12 protein-coding genes are annotated in these 20,036 nt (G+C 59.7%); 4 read left to right on the top strand and 8 right to left on the bottom strand.

Annotated elements, in window-relative coordinates; translation table 11 throughout:
- Positions 1-13: 13 nt before the first annotated feature.
- The 6 genes from KVQ82_RS22225 to KVQ82_RS22200 all read right to left on the bottom strand — a co-directional run bounded on the left by KVQ82_RS22225 (position 14) and on the right by KVQ82_RS22200 (position 11,310).
- On the bottom strand, positions 14-4,534 hold the full coding sequence (locus KVQ82_RS22225) for an Ig-like domain-containing protein (protein ID WP_222015933.1): 4,521 nt from the start codon (positions 4,532-4,534) through the stop codon (positions 14-16).
- Between the two features lie 170 nt (positions 4,535-4,704).
- Positions 4,705-5,139 (bottom strand): hypothetical protein, encoded by a 435-nt coding sequence (locus KVQ82_RS22220; protein ID WP_222015910.1) that lies wholly within the window; start codon positions 5,137-5,139, stop codon positions 4,705-4,707.
- A gap of 32 nt (positions 5,140-5,171) precedes the next feature.
- A complete protein-coding gene (locus KVQ82_RS22215; RefSeq protein ID WP_260687722.1) occupies positions 5,172-5,960 on the bottom strand; it encodes a hypothetical protein in 789 nt (262 codons plus the stop codon).
- A 230-nt stretch (positions 5,961-6,190) separates the two neighbouring features.
- Positions 6,191-10,198: a hypothetical protein gene (locus KVQ82_RS22210; protein ID WP_222015908.1), complete on the bottom strand. Its 4,008-nt coding sequence runs from the start codon at positions 10,196-10,198 to the stop codon at positions 6,191-6,193.
- A gap of 118 nt (positions 10,199-10,316) precedes the next feature.
- A complete protein-coding gene (locus KVQ82_RS22205; protein WP_108182006.1) occupies positions 10,317-10,712 on the bottom strand; it encodes a YbaN family protein in 396 nt (131 codons plus the stop codon).
- A gap of 10 nt (positions 10,713-10,722) precedes the next feature.
- A complete protein-coding gene (locus tag KVQ82_RS22200) occupies positions 10,723-11,310 on the bottom strand; it encodes a YecA family protein (RefSeq protein ID WP_007962155.1) in 588 nt (195 codons plus the stop codon).
- 390 nt (positions 11,311-11,700) lie between these two features.
- Here KVQ82_RS22200 and recQ point away from each other — a divergent pair, with 390 nt between their 5' ends.
- From recQ to KVQ82_RS22185, 3 genes are all read left to right on the top strand, one after another.
- Entirely contained in the window at positions 11,701-13,830 is a 2,130-nt protein-coding gene (recQ, locus tag KVQ82_RS22195) for a DNA helicase RecQ (protein WP_145593115.1), read from the top strand.
- A gap of 133 nt (positions 13,831-13,963) precedes the next feature.
- The gene (locus KVQ82_RS22190; protein WP_027613988.1) at positions 13,964-14,398 is read left to right on the top strand and encodes a MarR family transcriptional regulator; all 435 of its coding nucleotides are present in this window, start codon (positions 13,964-13,966) and stop codon (positions 14,396-14,398) included.
- Between the two features lie 127 nt (positions 14,399-14,525).
- A complete protein-coding gene (locus KVQ82_RS22185; RefSeq protein WP_222015906.1) occupies positions 14,526-16,304 on the top strand; it encodes a FimV/HubP family polar landmark protein in 1,779 nt (592 codons plus the stop codon).
- A gap of 142 nt (positions 16,305-16,446) precedes the next feature.
- Here the strand turns inward: KVQ82_RS22185 and KVQ82_RS22180 are convergent, their stop codons facing one another.
- Complete coding sequence (locus tag KVQ82_RS22180) at positions 16,447-18,636, bottom strand: patatin-like phospholipase family protein (RefSeq protein WP_222015904.1); 2,190 nt, start codon at positions 18,634-18,636, stop codon at positions 16,447-16,449.
- A 71-nt stretch (positions 18,637-18,707) separates the two neighbouring features.
- Here KVQ82_RS22180 and KVQ82_RS22175 point away from each other — a divergent pair, with 71 nt between their 5' ends.
- Positions 18,708-18,992 carry a SelT/SelW/SelH family protein gene (locus KVQ82_RS22175; protein WP_222015902.1) on the top strand — a complete coding sequence of 95 codons (285 nt, stop codon included), beginning with the start codon at positions 18,708-18,710 and terminating at the stop codon, positions 18,990-18,992.
- Here KVQ82_RS22175 and KVQ82_RS22170 read toward each other — a convergent pair.
- Positions 18,989-19,882, bottom strand: a complete 894-nt coding sequence (locus tag KVQ82_RS22170; RefSeq protein WP_108182009.1) for a DMT family transporter — start codon at positions 19,880-19,882, stop codon at positions 18,989-18,991. The genes KVQ82_RS22175 and KVQ82_RS22170 overlap by 4 nt on opposite strands.
- Positions 19,883-20,036: the final 154 nt, after the last annotated feature.

Raw genomic sequence — 20,036 nt, 5'->3', positions numbered from 1 at the left:
TTGTGCCTGGCCTTTATGCGCGTCGAATACCTACGCCACCGGCGGTGCTGCCGGCGCCACCGAAATCGGGTCGGGTCTCAGTCTGGCCTGTGGCCGGGTAGATCACCATCCGTTTGGCGAAGCCGCCCGAGTCAGACGCCCAGCACCAGCCCTCGATGGTGCGTTGACCGGCGTAGTTATTGATATAGGCTCGCCATTCGGCCAGAGAAGGAATTCTTCCTCCCATACCGGCCGCCGCGTTTGCACATTGGGTGTAGGTATTGAAGACGCCTGTGCCAAACAAATGGTCCACGTTTGAAGTGGTGACGGTGTAACTGGCGGTTTGATTGGCACCGTCCGTAACCGTGATGGTTGCCGAACCGTTGCCCTTGGAAATGACGCGCCCGCTGCTGATGTTGACTTCCGCAACGTTGGGGTTGCTGGAAGCATATCTGTAGGGAGGCACGCCGCCACTTGCCGATCTGTCGCCAAAGGCGCCGGAAGGAGGGTTGGTTGGTGTGTTGCCATCCCTGAAGTGCCAGGCATTCAGACTCATGGGGGCCGGGTTGATGGTCAGTGGCGGAATCGGTGAGATAACCCTGAACGTGCGCGCCCCCGAGAACTGCCCGGTGCTCACGGCCTTCGCCGTGATCGAGTGCGGGCCCAGCCCAACACCCAGTGTTGTGGTCCAGGTACTGCCTATGGCACGCACTGTGTGTTTGGGCGAGTTGTTGTCGTGGATTTGCACCTCGAAATCAGGGGTGACATTACCTCGCAATGTGACGGAGGTGCTTTTGGTTTCCGCACCGTTCAGCAGCTCGCTGATGCCATCGTGCACAGACGTGATCGTCACTGGGGTGTGGGCGGCCACATTGAAGTTGAACGGCTGACTTTCGACCGGATCAACGGGGTAGAGCGCCTTTGCCGACAGGCTGTGTGACGTCACTCCCAACCCTGTGACAGTCGAGCGCCATTGCCGATCGACACCGACAGTGACGGGCGGGCCGATAGCTGTACCTTTGTTGTAAACCTGAATCTGTTCTTTGGGTGTCGCCTGTCCCAGCAGAGCAACCGTTGAGTCATAGGTGGTTTCGTTCTGCCTTAACGGCCCTCTGCTGTCGGTCACCGAGGTGATGCTCGGGGAAATGAACGCGGCAACGGTGAATGCCCTCGGTGGTGCAGAGACAGGTTCGCTGCCGTACTCGGCTTTGGCTGTCAGACTGTACGTTTTTAACGTCAGATTGCCGTAGGAATATTCCCAGTCGCCGCTGGGTTTGACATCTATCGTGTCTATCGGAGTGTTTCCATCGCTAAGCGTGATCTTTTCATTGGGACTGGCTTTGCCGTGCAGCGTGACACTCCTGTAGTAGGTCGTCCCGCCCGCATCGACGTCGCCTTTCACATCGACCACACGAGAAATGGTCGGTGTGACGGCTTGCCCGACGCGAAAAGGATAGGGGGGGCTCAGCTCTGGCTGAATGTCATAAAGCGCCTTGGCATTGAGTACGTAACTTTTTACCGTCAATCCGGAAAGTGTATGTCGCCAGACTCCGCTTGGGTCGACAGGGAGGTCGATGATTGGTGTCCCGCTTTGTTGAAGCTGAATCCGCTCGTTGGGTGTAGCGCTGCCTTCGATCGCGACACTGTTGTCGTAGGTGATGGCGTTGGGGGCGACCAGGCCTCTGGAGTCGGTCACTGTGTTGATCTCCGGGGTTTCAGCGAACTTGACCTCGAAGGTTCTGGGATTGCTGGTGACCGGATCGGCGCCGTACAACGCCTTGGCGGTAATGCTGTAGGGTTTCTCGGTCAAACCGCTGATGATGCGGGTCCATTCGCCTTTTTCATCTACGGACGCGGTGCCCAGGGATGTCGAAACTGCATAAAAAAGCTCAACCGTTTCATCGCGAGTTGCAGTGCCTTTGACAGTGACCTGCTTGTAACGGGTTTTCCCCCCTTCGGGTACGTCGCCACGGGCATCTGTCACGCTGGTGATGACAGGCGTCACCCAGTCATATCGGGTTCTGATCGTCAGCGGCAACCTCGGAAACTCAATCGCATCGGCTTCTTGAGCACTGCCATCAAACGAGACTTTGCAAATCACGTTTGCCGGTGAGGAATGCCCCAGTTTCATCAATTCGCTTCTGAGCAGGATTTCATTCAGCCCGCTGCCGACCTGCGCCGGAGTGATCTCGTCGCCCTCGAGCATCCGGATGACGTAGTCGCCGCCCGCCGTTGTCTTGCCTTCCACCTTGAGCCAGAGGCGTTGTTTGAGGGCAATGTAATGCCACTTGGCAACGAGCGTTGTGGCGTTCCCGTTGAACGTCATCAGATCCAGGATCCGGTTGTTGTCTGACTCAGATACGTCGGGGCGAGGCAGATCCTTCTCAGGGTCGTCGAATCCCGTGACTCTCAGGCCCAGCGACTCTGATTCAGTCTCGTGGCCATAGCGGCGCACGAAGTACTTCACGTCCACGGTTTTGTTGATGTTGGGGCCAATGAGCGTTGGAGGAAGATGAACGTCCACGCTGCCACTGCTGTGCCCGGGAAGCTCAAGATCTGTTGATGTGCCGGCGCCTGGCGTTCCGATCCAGTGCAGGGGGATGATATCGAGGGCCGGATCCATACTGTCGTAGCTGACGTTGACGTCCACCCCGTTCAACCCATCCATTGCTTTGAGTACGGCGTTCGGTGCCTGTTTGACTTGCGGCGGTGGCAATTCACCTACCAGCGACCCGATCAGCAGATTGAGTACGGCGGAGTGACTGTATAAACCTGTGGTCGCGTGCTTTAACGAGTAACGCACCTTGACGTACTGCCCGATACTGATCGTCACGAAGTTCGCGGGCACTCGAAATCGCAGCGTTTTACCGGCGCTCAGCGAGGTGATGGGCAGCCAGTCGCTGGTGCTGCCGAACGGGTGGGTCGCTTGCCAGTACCAGGTCACGATGTCGTCTTTTTGCGTTGGCGGATTTTCGATGAGTATGTGGACGACATCGTAGACTTTGGAAGGGTCGAGCACATCGGGGTTCTTGTCGGCTTCCTCCACCTCGGGCCTGGTCAGTGTCGCGGTGACGGCTTGCACCTTGACCAACAGATGCTCTGAATCACTGACGCCGAAGAGCTCCGACTTGTCATTGGACACGGTGTACCAAAGATCGAGACTGCCGTTGTGGAGCACGCCGATATGCTCTGCGTCGATGTAGGCAGTGAAAAAGCCTTCTTTCGCCTCGTTGGCACTGACGGTGTGCGTGAGTTCATGGACATAGGGCTGATCGTTGGACTTTTTTCCTATCCAGTGAATGGCGACCAGATCGCCATTGGCAATGCTCAGGTACTTGATCAGTACCGTGGCGTAAGGCCTGTCCGACTCGAGTAGGTCACCCAGCAACTCGACAATCGTCGGTGCGTCCGGCATCGAAACCTCACCCACCACGTCGGCGAATTCGCGTTTGGAGGATAACGGCGGACTCCCGTCTGCCTTCGTCAGCACGTAGGAGGCATCAGCCCGGCCCATGGCGATGGCGCGGACTTGCGCGTACGGCACCTTGAATTCCATGACGCTCGGAATGTTCTCCACCGGTTTGGTTTCGGTGTGAATCAACGGATTTCCGGTGAAGGGGGTGCCGATCCAGGTCATTTTCACAGAGTCGTTCAGCGCGAAATCCGAGCCCTGGATGTGGACCTGGACCGTGACGTCCTCCTTGTTCAAGTTGATGATCGTGATGATCTGATTGACCGATTCTTTGATAATCGGGGCATCCAGCCGCCAGGCGCCGGCGTCGACGGCGACCCGCGTGCGTTTGGAGTGCCGGGAAGACCAGTTCCATACTTCATCGTGAGCGTCGTACTTGATTTCCTGTGCCGCGCTGTCGCCACCGGCCAGAATGTCTTCCTGTGTGGCGACGATCACGATGGGATCCTTGCCTTCCGCCTGCGTGAGCGTGACGAGGTGCGGCGCCAGGGTATGGCTGCCCCAGCGCATCAGAATCGTGTCTCGCACCCTGATTTCCGGATAAGCAGGAACCGTGAGGGGAACGCCTTTTTTTGCCCACTCTGCGTCGATCAAGCCCTGATCGATGATTTCCTGTGGCAATTGCGCGATGTGCAGTTCGGAGTGCCCGTCGGGCAGATGAGGCTCCCTGTCTCGGCCACCGGGGCTGGTGAGCTTGACGAAAAACAGCGACACCACAGAGGGATCGTCCGGCGCGGTTTCGCCGAACCGGGTCAACTCATAAAAACACTCATGCAGACCGGGAGTGAACAGCACTTTGTCCAGGTAAAAGAACAGGTGTGTGTCTTTTTCCCCCGCTTCAACCTTTCGGGTAAGCACCGGAGCGTCGTCCCAGTAAACGACATTCTCGTCACCCTCCAGCATGTCGAGGTACGCCACGATTACGCACAGCACACCGTTGGCGCTTTCCTCGACCACTGCAATATTGATCCCGCCATCGGCCTCCTCGACTGGCGTGACTGCGCCGCTGATCTGCATGGGCCGAAGCGCCAGGGTGACGGGCTGGTCGAGATGGGGAAACAGAAGCGGACTGTGGTTGAGCATGACGAAACTCCTGAACGAGCACGCAATGGGATCGCAGACGGTTTTTTATTGAACCTGAGGGGCGGGGAGAGGGGTACTGTCAGATCTGACAGGTGCGCAGGGTCTTTCGACCAACGGTTCCAGGATCATGGTCTGCGTGCGTAGCCGTTCTGGATCCCGGGGCTATCACCCTAGTCGTCCCGCATCGCTCTTGGCTGGAACGGGATTGCTGTCGACAAAGCCTGCGTGCTCGAATCTCCCAGAGCCTGATCCTCGACGTCATAAGTGAACGTCGAACCAGCTGCTGCCGTTAACAGCACACGCACGACCGGAAGGAAGCGCCCCGTGACCTGGAAATAATCGCGTTGAATGTATCGAGCCCCTACCAGCCCGTCTCCAGCTTGGAGAGAGGGGGTGAAAACGGCGAAGTCCGCCGTGGGTTCGACAGATACCGGCCGAGCCGCAGGTGCCGGCGTCAAATGACGGCGCAGACCCGGCCGCAGCCCATTTCCGGTCTGGTGGCGGGCATCGGAAATTCGAACGGATAGGCGCGCAGGAGATCCAGGGATTTGCCCAGACAGCGCCAATCCGAGGAACAGACATCTGATTTGCAATGTGCTGCGCATGGCGATCTCCACAAGTCTTTGGTCGCAGTCGCTCAAGTCTGGGAGATACCCAAAACCTGCCAGAACGAGGCCATGTCCTGGCTGGTGGCGTTGTCATTGACCGAAGAACCGTTGAGGTCGTAAGTCCAGGCGGTATTGGCGCCAAGGATGTCGGCGGTCCATACCGGGTAGTTCAGCCACTCGAGGAAGTCCGCGACGGGGCCGCTGTCGGGAAAATAAAGCGTCCATAGCCGTTTCGTCTGGGCGAGGGTGATCGGTTGCAGTTTTGCAGCGGTACAAATTCTGGTCATGCCCTCCCAATCCGCACCGGCACTCAGGAAGTGCACTTTCTGAATACCCTTGACGGTGAGTGGATACTCGCGGCTCTGGCTCTGGCTGTCGGTCGCGCGAATCGTGCAGGCGCCGTTGCTGAGGGCGGTGATCTCGCCCGATTCTGCATCGGCACTGGCGATCAACGGATCGGTGCTTTCGTAGGTGTAGGGCGCCTGGCCCCAAGTGGCTTTACGGGTCATGCGCGCCGCCGGCGGAGGCACAGGCGGGGGCTTGTCGACAGATACGACGTAGTGTTCAGTGCTCAAATCCAGTGTGGCGGCAGCGGCGAAACCCGTCTGCAATTTCAGATTCAGGGTGTCCGAAGGTTCGCGGGTACTCTGATACAGCTGCACTTCGTAGCGAATCGGTACGATGTCATGTTCGTCGGCAACAAACTCCGACGCGTCGACCTTGAACACGACATCCTTGCCGACAGCGTCGGCGCTGATCGGCAGGTCATCGGTGTAGGTATCGCCGACGAACAAGTAAACGTGATCGAGGTACCTCATGGGCGTCCAGGGTTTTAACCTGACGGTCGCTCCCCCGGGAGGAAGCGTTTGCGGATCCAGAATACCGAGGGGCGCTTCGTCTACAGTTGGCGGCCGTGGGTTGTTCCTGTTCCTGTTCTTGGTCTTGGTCTTGGTTTTGGTTTTGGTTTTGGTCTGGCTCATGTCTCGCTCTCCTCAAATCGGATAGGCGGCGCTCGGGTGAGCGCCGCACAGCAGGCATCGTCGAGGTTTCAGGGCGTGTTGAGCCTGGCCAAATGGCTGGCCTTGAGGGCCAGACCGCGGGTGGCCGCATTGGCGTAGTACGACACCTGGCCTTTGAGCCGGTCTTGAGCGGCACTGCTGTCGCCGCCAGCGAGCGCAGTGCCCCAGGTCACCACTTCGCCGTCGGAAGTGAGCGCCGTAAAAGCATGACGGTTGGCGTAGATCGCGATGACGTTGAGCAGTTTGTCGGCTACGGACGCGGTATCTCCGCCGAGCAACGGATCTCCCCAGGCTACGACGGTTCCATCTTTGCACACTGCGGCGAATGCTCCAGCGGTGGCGGCCAATTGAACAAGATCGTCCCTGCCGGCGATCGCGTCAGGTATCAGCCCACCTGAATTGGCCGCGGGCCATCCAACGACGTGACCGCTGTGTCGAAGCGCTGCAAACGCATTCGAACTGGAGACGACTGAGATGATATCCGTCAGGGAACGGATTTCAGCAGGAAGTTCGCCGCCATACGTTGAGGGCCCCCAGCCTGCGATTTGTCCGCTCATGAGCATGACGATAAAGACTTGAGCATTTGCACAGGCAAGCGCCTTGATGTTGGTCAGGCCGGCGACATCGTCGGATACGGCGCCGCCTTTCACGTGATCACCCCAGGCGACCACACTGCCGTTTTTCCGAAGTGCAGCGAACGCGAAGCCATTGCCGATCACGTGTTTAATATCGGTCAGGCTGGCGATCTCTGGAGGAACAACACCGCCGAACCCCACTCCACCTCCCCAGGCCATCACCTGGCCGGTCGCTCTGAGGACGGCGAAAGCATTTCCGGCTGGCGTCAGTTCGACTGCATCTCTCAAGGCCAGGATTTCGGCGGACGGGGTTCCACCTTTGTCAGCGGTGCCCCAGGCATGGACTGTTCCATCGGTTTTGATGCCCGCAATTGCAACGCTGTTGCCCGCAAGCAGTTTGAAGTCCGTAGGGTCCAATGTGCCCATTTCTCCACCCTGACCTGCAGTCCCGGGCCATGCCACGGTGAAATTGTTGGTGCGAATTACCGCGTAGGAACTGCCTGAACAAGCCGTCCTGGCAATGTCGGTGAACGTCTGAATGGTTGGCGGGATATTCTGGCCATTCAAAGGGTTACCCCAGGCTGCCAGATTGTTCCTGTCCCGCAGCGCCACGAATGCCCCGTCATTGGCGGGAGTGCCAGGGCCGCCGGTGCCAAATATATTGACTCTGTTCAGGGTGACCTGGTCGTCGCTGGTGCGAACTTGCAAGGGGGCATACGGGTCGGTATCAACCCAGAACTGCGCCTTCGTCCAGGTGCTGTCGTCAGCATATTTCCACTCTGCCTCTACGCGTTGCAGCGTGTCTGCGTTGAAGGCGGATATGAGCCAGCTGGAGCTGCTCTCCCGATAAATCCCCTTGTTGTAACGCGCCCCGATGACCCGCAACTTGCCGCTGCCGATCACCTTGCGCACATCGTAGACCGTCGGGTTGGAAGGACCATCGGTTCCGCCGGCCTTGCGTTTGATTTCGTAGCTCAAGGCGATGCTTCGCCCGTCGTTGGCGTTGATCACGCTATGCGGCACTTTGATCACGGCCAGCTCTTTGTCGGCTTGCGCGGACGTCACGGTATGCGGATACGTGTTAGTGGTTTGACCCTCGACCGTTACCGTGATTTCGTCGTCTGCCTTCAGAAGGGCGGTTGCCGGTATCACCACCGTTGCGCCGTCTGGATAAACATCGGCGGGGTTCAACTGATCTTTTTGAAGACCGGTTGCCTCCCTGAACGTGGCGTCTGGCAGCTTGAACTCCGTTGCCTCGACTCTCAGCGGATAATCCGCACCGGTGGCCTGGCCACCCTCCAACAATGCTACGTAATAACTGATCACCACATCTTTGTTCAGGCAGGCGAGCAGGATGGATTGCGCAACCGTGAACTCGACGGGTTTGCCCTGGTTGTTTGAGCTGACGGATCTGTTATCCGTGTGCACGGTCTCGCCGTCCGTTGTGGCCCACGTCATGTAAAAATGATCGCCGGCGTTTTCTGGGCGATTGGCGGCAATCTTGACGGTTGCACCGTCCGGGGCATCGGCGGGGTCGAGGATTCCACCGGGGGCTTGCACCACTTCCGCAGGATCCAGCAGGGGTTGCTCTGCCTTGCCGACGACAAAGGTCAACGGATTGGAGTAGCTGGTGGTATCGGTTTCCTTGCGCCAGATCCGGTAAGTGACAGTTATCTTCTTTCCGCGGTTGGGTTCAATGTGTGCCGCTACGAAAGCGGCATTCAGCGTGAAGGGCACATCCTTGTCGGCCGAGAGGGCGTTGAGAGTGATGGAGTCTTCCTTCTTGTCTGTGACCTCGCCATCCCACGTATAGGTGACTATGTCGCCAGACTTGCTTGGCGTACCGGTGGGTCTTGGCGCAGTGAGTTTACTGGCGCCTGCGGGAAGGTCGCCGGGTTCCAGTCCACCATTCTGCTCTCCCAGAACGATGGGCTGCACCAGCTCGAACTGCGGTTCGCCGATGTTGACGGGGGCCGCGGTTCGAGAGCGGCGCCTGATGATTTCGCCGTCTTCGTCCGCAAGCAGTGTATAGGACCCGTCTACAGTTCCGCCGTTGAGGGTGGAAATGTGTATGCCGTCGATAGGAATGACAAAACCATCTTCGTTGCTCACTTCGTCCTTGTCCGGAAAATACCAGTCGAAGCTTGGGTTATGAATGGTGCCATTGGGGCGCTTGCCGAACCATCCAACTTCGATTGCCATGCCTACTTCAATAATCGGATTGTGTGGAATCCGAAAAGCGGTTTGAGTGAGTTCGGGGTCAATAGCGCCATTTTCCTCATCATCGAAAGTTGGTGCGGCCAGTTGATCCGGTTCGCCCACAATCTGCACGAACTGGCCCTTGGATCGAAGCGGGTCTGTGCTTCCATCGCGTATCAGGCGGTAAGAGAAAGTGGCTTGGGTTTTTGCCAGCTTTCGCGCATCCGAGTTCTGGATTACCAACTCGTAGGTGTGTGGCAAGTTGTCAATGGTCACCAAGGGAGCAACGGCCTCGATCGGATCGCCCTCTACCGTGGTGCCGCGCATCTTCAGTTCGATTTTGTCGCCAAGCTTGAAGTCCGGGGCTCTGGCTACCACTTGAACGACGACGTTGTCGTCACCTAATTTCTCAAGATCAAGCACGTTGTTGATGGCCGGCGCGACAATAGGGGCGAGCAGAAGATTTGTGCCCACCGAGACTACGATCCGGGTTTCCGTGCACCAGTCTTCTGCGAAGTTTCCCGTGATGTCGAAAGCAATGAAGCTCACAGCAAGGCCTGAATCATCGGTATCGCCGGCCTTCTCGATCATGGCTTTGTCGACCACGATTTCGATCGGATTGTTGACGGGATCACTGATTTGCTCGGCGGTGACCGGTTCGGATTCTTTGAACACTCCACCCCACGTCACCTTCATCCTGTCACCGACCGCCACGTCAGGATAAGGCACGCCGGAACCGGATTGAGCGCGGACGATAATCGGCACGCCTTCTTCAGCGATGTCCTTATCCACGCCGCCATTGACGATTTCCGGATCGATATACATATACAGCCCGGAGTGGCCGGGGCCTGGCAACGTATCTTGCCCGCCCGGAATCTCGAGTTTTTCGTATATTGCGGTCGGGGGATTCTGGGGTTCCCACGCTTGATTGATTCGTTTAACTCGGTAATTCAGGGTATGCGAGCCGGTCCGGGCGTGCCGGGGGGCGACGAATAGTGTTACGCGCTGATTCACCTCGGCGGCTTCCCTGATGGTGGTCTGAGCAACGACGTTACCATCCTTCAACAGTTCGACGTCGTCACCGATGCCCATCTCGCTCCATGGCAAAATGTAAGTCAGCAGTCCTTTTTCGGGGTGTACCCCCATCGCTGCGGCCCAATTGATCCCCCACTCACCGGAAGGCAGCTTTTCGGGTTGCTTGTCGGGGATTTCCAGCTCGGCGAGTGCCAACGCGGGAATTCTTTTCGCAGGTTTTTTCAACATGGCAGACACTCCTGTCGAGGGATGGGCGACGGAGTGATTTAAGGATTGAAGTCGATCGCCTGGCTACTGTCAGATCTGACAGGTGAGCAGGGTTTTTCGACGAACGGTTACTGAGCGCTCAGCGTTTGTGCAGGGTTTTCTGGCGCAGAAGGTAGACCGTCACCAGCACCGCACTGGTCAACATGAACCCGCGCGCCCACGGCAGCGGCACCAGGTAACATGAGAACAGAATGCTCACCCACATCAGCCCGATCGCGTAGACCTTGCCCTTGAGCGGTATGCCGTTGCCGTCCAGATAGTCACGGATCCACGGCCCGAGCCGGGGATGCTCGACCAGCCATTGATAAAAGCGCGGAGAGCTGCGCGCGAAGCAGGCCGCAGCAAGCAGAAGGAAAGGGGTGGTGGGCAGAACCGGCAGGAAAATCCCGATCACCCCCAATGCCACGCTGAGCCAGCCGATGGCCAGCAGGATATAGCGCAACATCAGGGAGCGGTTGCCTATGGGGTTGTCCATAGGCCTGAACTTAGTGGTGGCGTGGCTTGAGGATCGCCGGTTTTTCGTCTGGCGCCTGGCACAGCAGGTACAGCGCGGTCAGGGCTTCGGGGATCTGCACGATCATGTCGTCCATCAGGTTGGCGTCTTTGGCGATGTCTTCGAACTCTGGCTGCTCGTCGAACAGGCCGGAACCGACCATGATCGGCAGGAGCATTTCGCTGACTTCTTCTTCGGCGGTCTCGAACCAGGCCGCTTCGCGCAGGAACACGCCTTCCATGAAGCCGATGCACCAGCCGCGCAGTTCGGAGTCGTCCGGCTCATCACCGAGGTCCAGATCGCACGGCAGTTCGAATTCTTCGTCGGACGCCAGTTGGCGGGCGATGTGCGCCTTGAGGCCAATCAGCGTAGCTTCGATCTCTTCACGCTGGGCTTCGCTGCTGTAATGCGGCTCTTCGGCGAACAGGGCGTCGATCCACTCACGCTCCGGGACGTCTTCTGCACAGATCGACAGGGCGGTCAGGTAACCGTGAGCGGCCACGTAATCCAGCGCCTCTTCGTGCAGCTCGTCGGCGTCGAGAAAGACTTGCAGGCGGGTCAGTTGCTCAGCGAAGGACATTACGGGGCTACCTTGGGGGAATAAACAATGCGGGAATTCTAGGCCTTCTTGCGCGCTCAAGCCAGCCGTATGGCAGATTTGCCCCGCCACGGCCCGCAGATCCACCGATGATCCCTGTAGGAGCTGCCGAAGGCTGCGATCTTTTGATTTTGTTTTTCAAGATCAAGATCAAAAGATCGCAGCCTTCGGCAGCTCCTACAGCAGAGGTGCAGGATTGAGTCTTCTCAGCGGCACCCCCTGCCGGGAAGGCCTCGGGTATACTGCCGCGTTTTGCGCTTCCTGCCCGTATTGCGGCTGACATTGCAATGCGCTCTTACGTTTTGTTTAAGCAGCCCTGGCTGTCCTGAACCAGCCTGTGCAGGGATGTTTCGGTAGATTTTTGGAGTTTTTATGCTCGAACAGGCTCAACGCGTCCTCAAGGACATCTTCGGCTACGACAGTTTCCGTGGCCGTCAGGGTGCAATCATTGAGCGCGTGGCCAGCGGCGGTGATGCGCTGGTACTGATGCCTACCGGTGGCGGCAAGTCCTTGTGCTTCCAGGTCCCGGCGTTGCTGCGCGAAGGCCTGGCGGTGGTGGTGTCGCCGTTGATCGCGCTGATGGACGATCAGGTCGCCACCCTCGAAGAGCTCGGCGTGGCTGCGGCGGCGCTGAACTCCACGCTGAGCGCTGAGCAGCAGCGCGATCTGGCGGCACGGATCAAGCGTGGTGAAGTGAAAATGCTCTATCTGGCGCCCGAGCGTCTGGTGCAGCCGCGCATGCTGTCGTTCCTGCAAGGCTTGAACATCGCCCTGTTCGCCATCGACGAAGCGCACTGCGTGTCGCAATGGGGCCACGACTTCCGCCCGGAATACCTGCAACTGGGCCAGTTGGCGGAAATGTTCCCGGACGTGCCGCGCATCGCCCTGACCGCCACCGCCGACAAGCGTACCCGCGAAGAAATCGTCACCCGCCTGCACTTGCAGAACGCCGAGCGCTTCCTGTCGAGCTTCGACCGCCCGAACATCTTCTATCGCATTGTGCCCAAGGAGCAGCCGCGCAAGCAGTTGCTCGCATTCCTTGCCGAACGGCGCAGCGATGCCGGCATCGTCTATTGCCTGTCGCGCAAGAAGGTTGAAGAAGTTGCCGCGTTCCTCAGCGAGCAGGGCTTCCCGGCGCTGCCGTATCACGCCGGTCTGCCCAATGATTTGCGCGCCTATCACCAGAAGCGCTTCCTCAACGAGGAAGGCCTGATCATGGTCGCCACCGTGGCGTTCGGCATGGGCATCGACAAGCCCAACGTGCGTTTCGTCGCGCACCTCGATCTGCCCAAATCCCTTGAAGCCTACTATCAGGAAACCGGGCGCGGCGGTCGTGATGGCCTGCCGGCGGATGCGTGGATGGCCTACGGTCTGCAAGACGTGGTGATGCTCAAGCAGATGCTGCAGAACTCCGAAGGCGACGAGCGCCACAAACGCCTGGAGCAGCACAAGCTCGACGCCATGCTTTCGCTCTGTGAAGAGACCCGCTGCCGCCGGCAGACGCTGCTGGCCTATTTCGATGAAGACATGCCCGAGCCGTGCGGTCACTGCGACAACTGCGTCGACGGCGTGCAGACCTGGGACGCCACCGAGCCGGCGCGCCAGGCGCTGTCGGCGATCTATCGCACCGGCCAGCGCTATGGCGTCGGCCATCTGGTGGACGTGTTGCTGGGCAAGGACAACGAGAAGGTTCGCAGTTTCGGTCATCAGCATCTGTCGGTGTATGGCGTCGGCAAGGCGCTGAGCGAAAGCGAATGGCGCTCGCTGTTCCGGCAACTGGTGGCGCGTGGTCTGGCCGACGTCGATCACGAGGGCTATGGCGGCCTGCGCCTCAGCGACACCTGCCGGCCTTTGCTCAAGGGCGAGGTGACGCTGGAACTGCGCCGCGACCTCAAGCCGCAGGTCACCGCCAAGACCGCGAGCAAGAGCCCGGCCAGTCAACTGGTGCGTGGCGAAGAGCGCGAGCAGTGGGAAGCCTTGCGCGCGCTGCGACGCAAACTTGCCGAAGAGCATGGCGTACCGCCGTACGTCATCTTCCCCGACTCGACGCTGCTGGAAATGCTCCGCAGCCAGCCAACCTCGCTGGCCGACATGGCGCGGGTCAGCGGCGTTGGTGCGCGCAAGTTGGAACGCTACGGCGAAGCCTTCCTCGAGATCCTCGGCGGCGAGGCCGAGGCGCCGAAAGTGGTGGCCGACGTGCGTCACGAACTGATCACTCTGGCTCGCGCCGGCATGACCCCGATGCAGATCGCCGGGCAGTTGCAGTGCTCGGAAAAGAACGTCTACACCATGCTCGCCGAGGCCATTGGCAAACAGCAATTGTCGCTGGAGCAGGCGCTCGACCTGCCTGAAGAACTGATGGGCGAAGTGCAGGATGCGTTCCTCGACGGCGAAGGCGAGTTGCCGTCGGTCGCCGAAGTCGCCGAGCTGTTCGCCGGTCGGGTTCCGGAAGGCGTTCTTTATTGCGTCAGGGCTGCGTTGCAATCTGAGTTTGAAATGTAAGAGGGCGTTTGCGCCAACCGTCAGGCAGTTGTAACGATTCAGTACAGGTCGGCTCTTGCCTATAGCCAAATGTCATGCTTAGCTGACTAATAATTAGTTTTTCTCTATTTGTCAGTCTACTCATGAGTGTTTTATGCCGTTAACCGATCAACACCGCTTTGGCATGCAACTGGCCCAGATGTCCCGTGGCTGGCGCGCCGAACTGGATCGCCGACTGGCGGGCCTGGGATTGTCCCAGGCGCGCTGGCTGGTGCTGCTGCATCTGGCGCGATTTGAAGATGCGCCGACCCAACGCGAGCTGGCGCAAAGCGTCGGCGTCGAGGGGCCGACCCTCGCGCGTTTGCTCGACAGTCTGGAAAGCCAGGGCCTGGTACAACGCCAATCGGTGATGGAAGATCGCCGGGCGAAAAAAATCGTGCTCTGCGCACCTGCGCTGCCGCTGATCGAACAAATCGAAACCATTGCCACGCAACTGCGCCACGAATTGTTCGAAGGCGTCGACGAGGCGGATTTGAAGGTGTGCATGCGGGTTCACGGGCACATTCTGGGCAACCTGGAAAAATCTTGAGGCATAACCGCGTGCCGGTTTTTTGAGAGATCGCGCTGAGCAGACTATAAGAACTACTGGGCAATATCGTGTTCGTACCGGATGTGCGAACGCATAGAAACCGGTTTTGCTTATCTAAGGGATGCTCATGCACGCAAGTCGGCACGTGGTACTGCGCAGTGGCGCCAAATGGCTGCTGGTCGCTGGCGTATTCAGCTATTCGACCTGGTCGATGGCACTGGGCCTGGGGGACATCACGGTTCACTCGGGTCTCAATCAGCCATTCAATGCCGACATTGCGCTGGTGGATGCCGCTGGCCTGAGTGCCAGCGATCTCTCGGCCAGCCTGGCCACGGCAGATGAATTCGGCCGGGCCGGGGTGGAACGGGTGTTCTTCCTCAATGACCTCAAGTTCACCCCGATCCTGCATGGCAATCGGCAGATGATCCGGGTGACCTCGCGCAAGCCGGTCAAGGAACCCTTTCTGAATTTTCTGCTGCAGCTTGATCAGCCCAATGGCCGCCTGCTGCGCGAGTACACGGTGCTGATCGATCCGCCTGGATCGCCCAGTATCGTACCGGCCACGGATGAACCCGATCCCCATCCGCAATCCTCTGAATTTCCCGCCGTCGAGCCTGCCACCGCGGCACCTCAGGCAGCCCAGGGCAAACGCGAGGCGCCGTCCTCAGCGCCAGCATCTGCAGCGGCGGCTTCACCCGCCAGCGATGCCCTCGCGGAGCAATTGGCGGCCAGCGTGCTGCTCAATCAGCAACTGCAAAAGACGGTGGACGAACTCAACGTCAAACTGCAGGCGCAGGATGTGCAGATTGCCGACGGTAAAAAACAGGTCAGTGATCTGCAAACGCGGTTGACCGAAGTGCAAAAGCCTCCGGCACCGGTGGTTACGCCGCCAACCCCAGCGCCAGCACCCGCCGCGCCGCCCGTCGAGGACAATGATCTCAACTGGCCGCTGTTCGGCGGCTTGCTGCTGTTGTTGGGCTTGCTGGTGGGTGGGCTATTCGTGCGCCGTCGCCGGCAACTGGCCGAAAATGCAGCGCCGCTGGCGCTTGCCCCGACCGGTCACGAGCCGGATCTGGACGACAGACCCGCTGCGCCCTCGATCAGCCTCAGTGCAACACCCGAGCATCGTGAAGAGCCGGCGGCGGGGGATGTGCTGGAGGCGGTGGGGATTTATCTGGCCTATGGACGCCTGAACGAGGCCGTCGGGCTGTTGCGCGATGCCTTGGACAAAGAGCCGGAGCGAACCGATCTGGGCGTGCAATTGCTTGAAGTGTTGGGGCGCCAGGGCGACAGTGCCGCTTATGAGCAGCAGGAAAGCCAATTGCGCGGGGCAGGAGTCGATCCTCTGCAACTGGAGGCGATCCGGGCGCGTCATCCAAAGCTCACCCGTGTTGCCGCGATCACACCGGTGTTGCCTGTCATCGCTGCAGCACCGATTGCGCCAGCAGTACCACCAGCGCCTGAGGATGACTTCGAATTGAACCTGGGCGAGCTGTCGATGGCTTCAAGTTGGGATCTTGAGGACAGTCGTAAGACCGCAGATCAGCCATCCGCGGGCGCCCCCGCGTCGGACTCAAGCCTTGAAGTGCTGCCGGTGGACTTTGAGTTGCCCGAAGCCACCGTGAATGACGAGGCGGAGCTGGAGTGGATTCCCGAACCCGACGCGCAGCCGCTGGATGATGACTTTCTCAATGAATTTGGTGACCCGCCGCCATCACTGGCGCTGGAGCCACTGACACTGCAGGAGCCGGAACCTGCTGTCGGTTCGGTGAAGCTTGAACAGGCGCAAACCTGTATTGATGACGGCGATATCGACAGCGCCATTGCCTTGCTCAATGAGTTGCTCAAGGAAGGGGACGAGCCCCTCAAGCAAACGGCGCGGACGTTACTCGCGGGTATTCGCTGATGGTTGAGTCACCGCAATTGCGCGGTGACTGGGCTATCGCCTTCGCGAGCAAGCTCGCTCCCACAGTTGGAATGCGTTCCATTGTGGGAGCGAGCTTGCTCGCGAAGGCGTCAGGGCCGACAACATCAATCCACCTGAATGATCAGAACGTCTGCCCCAGATTCAGATAAACCGCCTGCTCATTCGCGTCATTCAGGCCATAGGTGAAATTCAACGGTCCCAACGGCGTATCGAAACCGATGAATACACTGGCGGCATTGATGTAGCCGCTGTCGAATTCGTTGTCGTTGTTCCACGCCCGGCCGCGTTCCAGCGAGGCGCCGGCATACAACGGGAAGTCCAGTGGCAGGTAGGAGCGCGGGGTCAACCGGCGGTAATACACCGCGCGCATCAGGCTGACGTTTTGCCCGGAGATCGAATCCTCGCGAAAGCCCGACAATTGCCGTGCGCCGCCGAGCAGGAAGCTTGAGGTCACCACGTTGGTGTCATCCAGCGTACGTCCATAGCGGCCACCGAGAATCAGCGTATCCGGACCGCGACTCATGGCTTTGTCCAGCTTGAATTCCCACTGGCGGTAACGGGTGTCCGAACCCAGGCTTGGTTCGAATTGCAGCAAGGTCAGGCTGATGTCTTTGCCGTCGTGGGGGTAGTAAACGTTGTCCAGCGAGTCGAACGAATATTTCAGCGAATAGAAGCCCTCGTTGAAGTGTTCGCTCGGCAGGTCCTGATCTCCAATGCGCACGTCGGCCTTGCCCCAGGCTTCGCCGACGCCGAAACGCACTTCGCCGTTGTTGCCGATCTGCCGTCCGACATTCAGGGCCATACCGTAGCGTTCGACCCGGTATTGGGCGATCGGATCGTTGTCGAGCACCGCGTCGACGTTCTGCGCCTGGAACACCAGAGAGGGCGCGATGAAGTAGCGCGAGCCGACATCCAGCGGTTGATAGAACTCGGTGTACAGCTCCTGTTTGTCGCCGATCTGCGCCCGGGTCAGCCATTCCGCGCCGAGACGGTTGATGCCGTTGATGCGATAGCTGGCGCCGAGGTTGAAAGCGCTGTCGCCGCGCATGTCGTCCGACAGGTTCAGGCCGACCCGCAGGTAATCGGTGCCGCTGCGTTTGCCTCGGGCGCTGATCACCAGCGTGTGATCCTGGCCTTTGTGCACCACGCGGTACTGCACCTGTTCGAAGTAATCGAGGCCGTACAGCGTGCCCATGTCCGAGTGCAGTCGGCCCAGATCCAGCGGCTCGCCGATCGGCTGACGGATGTAATAGCGAATCACCTCATCGCCGACTTTCGAGTCGTTCTCGACCTTGATCGCTGTGATGATCGGCGTGCGCTGGCCCGGGGCGCGGGCAGCGTTCAGTTCGGCGTCCTGGGATTGTTGAGGTTTGAGCTGAGCGAGGCGGGTGTCGAGAATCCGCGTGGCGCGGTAACCGGCGTCGATCATTTCCTGGGCTTTGCCGAAATCAGTGACCCCGAATGCCGCCAGCGCCGGCTGGATCAGCACGTCGCCGGGTTTGAGGGCGGCCAGTTGCTCTTCGGAGTTGCGCCGGGTCATCAGGGTGATCGACTGGTTCAGCACATCGACCACGGTGGTCAGTTGCTTGCGATTGCGCAACGGGGTGCCGATGTCGACCACGATCGCCACGTCGACCCCCATTTCCCGCGCGACGTCGAGCGGGATGTTATCGGTCATGCCGCCGTCCACCAGCAGCCGGCCGTCCAGTTCGACCGGGGCGAACACCGCCGGGATCGACATGCTGGCGCGGATCACCTGCGGCAAGTGACCTTTGCGGAACACCACTTTTTCGCCGTTGGCGATGTCGGTGGCGACCGCGCGGAACGGGATTGGCAGCTTGTCGAAGTCGCGGGTGTCGCTGGTATGCGCCAGCAGGCTTTCCAGCATCAGCGCCAGGTTCTGGCCCTGAATCACCCCCAGCGGCAGGCCGAGGCTGCCGTCATCACGAAAACTCAGTTGCTGTTTCACCAGAAAGTCGCGGTCGTCCTGTTTGCGGCGAAACGGCACGTCTTCCCGGGGCGGGGCGTCGGACAGTGCCTGTTGCCAATCGATGTTCAACGCGAGTTTTTCCAGCTCATCGATCTTGTAGCCCGAGGCATACAGGCCACCGACCACCGCGCCCATGCTGGTGCCGGCAATCGCATCGATCTTGATGCCTTGCTCCTCAAGGGCCTTGAGCACGCCAATGTGCGCCAGACCACGGGCAGCACCGCCGGACAGCACCAGGCCGACTTTCGGGCGGGGGGCGTCGGTGGCATTCACAAATAACGGCAGCAAGCCAAGCAGCAGGCAGAACAGCAAACGGCGCATGGTGAGTCTCGGGGCAAGCGATAAAGCCGGCTATTATAGCGGCGCCCTCTGTCTCAGGAGTTTCAGCGAACATGTCTGCTGCAAAACCGGAAATCGTCATCACGTATTGCACCCAATGCCAGTGGCTGCTGCGCGCCGCGTGGCTGGCGCAGGAACTGCTCAGCACTTTCGGCGACGACCTCGGCAAGGTCTCGCTGGTGCCCGGCACCGGCGGGGTATTTCACATCAGCTGCGACGATGTGCAGATCTGGGAGCGCAAGGCCGACGGCGGCTTTCCCGAGGCCAAGGTGCTCAAGCAGCGAGTCCGCGATCAGATCGACCCTGAGCGCGACCTCGGCCACAACGACCGCACTTAGTGAGACGCAGCTTCGGCCGCGACGGTTTTCTTGTCGGCGCTGCCTGACATCCGCGCGGAGACTACGATGGCGACGATGATCAGCGCGCCGCCGACCAGCATGCGCACAGTCGGGTTTTCATCGAACAGCAACCAGGCGACGGTGATTCCGTAGACCGGCTCCATGGCGAACACCACGGCGGCGGTGCGCGCCTTGATCACCGCGAGGCTGGCGACGAACAGGCTGTGGGCGACGCCGGTGCAGAACACCCCGAGCAGGCTGATCCACAGCCAGTCCATCGCGCGTACTTCGCTCAGTTGCGGGGCCGCGACCGGCAGCAGACACAGCGCCACCACCACGTTTTGACACAGCGCCGCCTGCACCGCCGGGATACGTCCGGAGCTGGCACGGTTGGTCAGCGACAGCAAGGCGAACAGCAGGCCTGAGAGTACCGCCCAGAGCAGGCCGGTCGTGGCGCCGCTGGCCAGATCGAACGCCGGGGTGACCAGCACCAGACCGACGCTGACCAGCACCACCAGCACGATTTCATTGGCGCGGATGCGTTCGCGGAAAATCAGCCCTTCAAGAATCACCGTGAACGCCGGGAAACTCGCGAAGCCCAAGGTCGCAATCGCCACCCCGGCGACTTTCACCGCGATGAAAAAACTCACCCAGTGCCCGGCCAGCAACACGCCGCTGAGTGCCAGACGGCGCCAATCGACCGCCTGCAGTTTCTGCCAGCCGTGCTGCCTGGCGAAGCGGGCGAAAAAGGCCAGGGCGAGCACGGCAAACGCCGCACGTCCGAAGACGATCACCGCCGGTGAGGCGGCCGCGAGTTTGCCGAACACACCGGTCAGACCGAACATCAGAGCGCCGATATGCAGGGCGCCGAGGGCAGTACGCGGAGTCATTGCAATCCTTCTTGAGTCGGTCGATACAACGCGATCACTGTAGGAGCTGCCGCAGGCTGCGATCTTTTGATCTTAATCCTTCAAAGCAAGATCAAAAGATCGCAGCCTGCGGCAGCTCCTACACGTGAATGCACATTGAAACGTGTTGCGGCGC

This window comes from Pseudomonas sp. AO-1 (genome assembly GCF_019775695.1).
Lineage (GTDB): Bacteria > Pseudomonadota > Gammaproteobacteria > Pseudomonadales > Pseudomonadaceae > Aquipseudomonas > Aquipseudomonas parakoreensis.
Note: the sequence above shows the minus strand (reverse complement) of the source record. Positions and strands in the feature narration are given on the sequence as shown.